Annotated in this window: 3 protein-coding genes; all 3 read right to left on the bottom strand. The window is 36.3% G+C overall.

The features are described from left to right. On the bottom strand, positions 1-1,075 hold a 1,075-nt coding region (gene yhbH, locus GX497_18285), incomplete at its 3' end, for a sporulation protein YhbH (protein HHY75127.1). Between the two features lie 434 nt (positions 1,076-1,509). Further along, positions 1,510-2,130 (bottom strand): hypothetical protein, encoded by a 621-nt coding sequence (locus GX497_18280; protein ID HHY75126.1) that lies wholly within the window; start codon positions 2,128-2,130, stop codon positions 1,510-1,512. A gap of 11 nt (positions 2,131-2,141) precedes the next feature. Next, positions 2,142-2,929, bottom strand: a 788-nt coding sequence (locus GX497_18275) for an ABC transporter ATP-binding protein (GenBank protein ID HHY75125.1), incomplete at its 5' end; no start/stop codon positions are given.

Below are 2,929 nucleotides of genomic sequence, written 5' to 3'. Positions count from 1 at the left end.
TTTCATTGGTGATGTTTTTGTAGGCGGACATGAGTGTGCTATGGCGGTTGTATTGGTTCACTTCCCCGTACCCAAACATATTGCTAACCTTCATCAAATCTCCAACCAATTTTACACAGCGGGCATTGTCTGATGTTAAGTTGTCGCCATCTGAAAAATGAAATGGATAGATATTAAACTTAGCAGGGTGATACTTCTCCTCAATGACTTCTAGCGCTTTACGATAGGCTGATGAACAAATAGTTCCTCCGCTTTCACCTTTTGAGAAAAAATCTTCTTCAGAGACAACTTTTGCTTCTGTATGGTGAGCGATAAATTCAATTTCAACTGTTTCATATTTAGTCCGCAAGAATCGTGTCATCCAGAAGAAAAAACTGCGCGCCATGTATTTTTCCCAAATTCCCATACTTCCAGATGTATCCATCATTGCAATTACAACTGCTTTCGACTCCGGCTTAACGACCTCATTCCACGTTTTAAAGCGGATATCTTCACGATAGATTGGTTGAAAGCCTGGTTCCCCCTGCATCGCATTGCGTACAAAGGCATTTTTAAGCGTTCGTTTTTTATCGATATTTCCCATCAAACCAGTTTTGCGGACATCATTAAAATCAATGTGTTCCACAACATTTTCATCCCGTTCTTTTTGCTGAAGATTGGGCAGCTCTAGTTCTTTAAAGAGTGCGTCTTCAATTTCCATTAATGATACTTCGGCTTCAAAATAATCTTCTCCAGCTTGATCACCAGCCCCTGTTCCTTTTCCAGGAGCTTTTTCACCTGATCCGTCACGAGCTACGACATCGCCGACTTGACTATCCCCATCCCCTTGACCGACGTGCTTTGTTTTATCATAGTTATAGCGTATTTTATATTCATCTAATGAGCGAATAGGAATTTTTACAACTTCCCGACCGTTAGACATGATTATACTTTCTTCCGTTATAAGGTCTGGTAAATTATTTTTTATTGCTTCTTTTACCTTTTCTTGATGCCGTTGTTGATCATCATAGCCTTTTCGGTGGAGGGACCAGTCTTCCTCAGAAATTACAAAATTCTTATTATTGCCTGCTGACATTTTGTTCCCCTCCTTATACTGATTTAGTCACTATTGTCACAATTCATTTGAAACCTCATATGCTACATGTGGAAGGCTTGCATTTTTTAAAGAGTTTACTTTATCCTATGCAATTGATTTAAATAATTGCTATATAATTTTTACTTTTCCCACAAAATGGACAAGTGCTATCCATTTCATTTTCTTATTAGCTTTTTCTAAATCTTTTCCTTTAGTTAGCTAAATTAATCTGCGAAAACCAACACACAAAGAAGGGAAAGGACTACCTATTTCCGACTTAGCTGTTCTGAGGATTAAATTTTAAAGGAGGCTTGTCCAATAGCAATTTTTTTGCTGCGGATGCCCCCCTATTTTGATATATCATTGCTAAACCTTTGGCACTGAACCTCTCATGACTAAAGTCACGAGTGTTCACGGCTATTTTATAAATAGCACTAATAATAAAAAATAGTCGCATCAACCATTCCCACTGCTTCTACGATTAAATCATCAAAGGCTTTTTTGGCGTTCAATCGTAAGGATGGCTCATCTAGATAAGAGTTCTTTTCTTTTTCTTCCTCATATAATGTTTCTTTCACTTTTTCTGAGTTTATAATCGTGTTATAACGTTGTTCCTCATATTTCCAGAACTTTTCCTCTCCAAATGTTGCCACCATCTCTTGAAAGGTAGAATTAGAAGTCTCTTCTTTTTTTAACTCTTCTATTCTTTGTTGCACCTCTTCTGTTGTCGCAGATACGCCTTTTTCTTCTGCCAAATAATCGATTGCCTTTAATTCAATAATTTGCGTAATGATTGTTTTTTCAGGTGGGCATGTGTTTTGGCCTGCCTTATTTGCTAAAACGTTTTGTAATTTCGCTCGAAAACATTCGTAATCAATTTCTTCTTCGGTAATTTTCTTGCCACCGACACTGGCATATACTTGTTCTTGTTTTATTTCCGCCCCATTGGCAGCATTCTCATTATTTTTATTTACTGCCGCTTCATTGTTTTGACTGCAGCCTGCAATTACTACTACTGAAAAAGCGATTATTATATATTTCAACTTTTTTATCATTTTTTTCACCTTCAAATATCTGTTTTTTGGATATACCTTTTCGTTAATATTTCCTGATATATATCCTCTAATGTAATTTCTTTTATTTCGATATCCTTTATATCGTCATAGGACTGTAAGGCTTTCAAAACAGACAGTTTTTCATCATGCTTACACGAGATAATATAAAAGCCTTTTTGGCTTTCAATTGGATAATTAAATTTCTCCCTAAATTCCGTTTCATCAATCGGCTGATGAAACGAAGCTTTTATTTTCACTTCATTTTTGGCCCTTCTTTTTAATTCTGGAATACTGCCTAAGGCGACAATTTCCCCATCACTTATAATGGCAACCCGATCAGCTAAATCCTCGACTTCACTTAAGATGTGGGAAGCAAAAATAATCGTTGTTCCGTCTTCATTTAATTTTTTCATTACATTTTTGAACTGGATTGCCCAGAAAGGGTCTAATCCTGATGTTGGTTCATCTAAAATTAACAGTGGTGATTTCGGCAATAAGGCAATTGCAAAGCCTATCCTTTGTGTCATCCCTTTCGAAAAATCTCCAACTTTTTGATTTTTATGGTCACTTAAACCGACGATTTCAAGAACTTCATCTTCATTTTTTTCGGGAATTTTCTGCAATTCTGCAAAAAAATGAAGTGTTTCCTTCGCTGTTAAATGCGGGTATAACGCCATAATTTCTGGCAAATAGGAAAAATATTGTTTTGCTTCTTTTTGGAAAGGAGCAATGTCTTTTCCGTTTATTTTTATTGTTCCAGAGCTTGTTTGAATTAAACCAGTCAGCATTTTAATAAGCG

Origin of the sequence: Bacillus sp. (in: firmicutes) (assembly GCA_012842745.1) — a bacterium.
GTDB lineage: Bacteria > Bacillota > Bacilli > Bacillales > Bacillaceae_J > Schinkia.
Note: the sequence above shows the minus strand (reverse complement) of the source record. Positions and strands in the feature narration are given on the sequence as shown.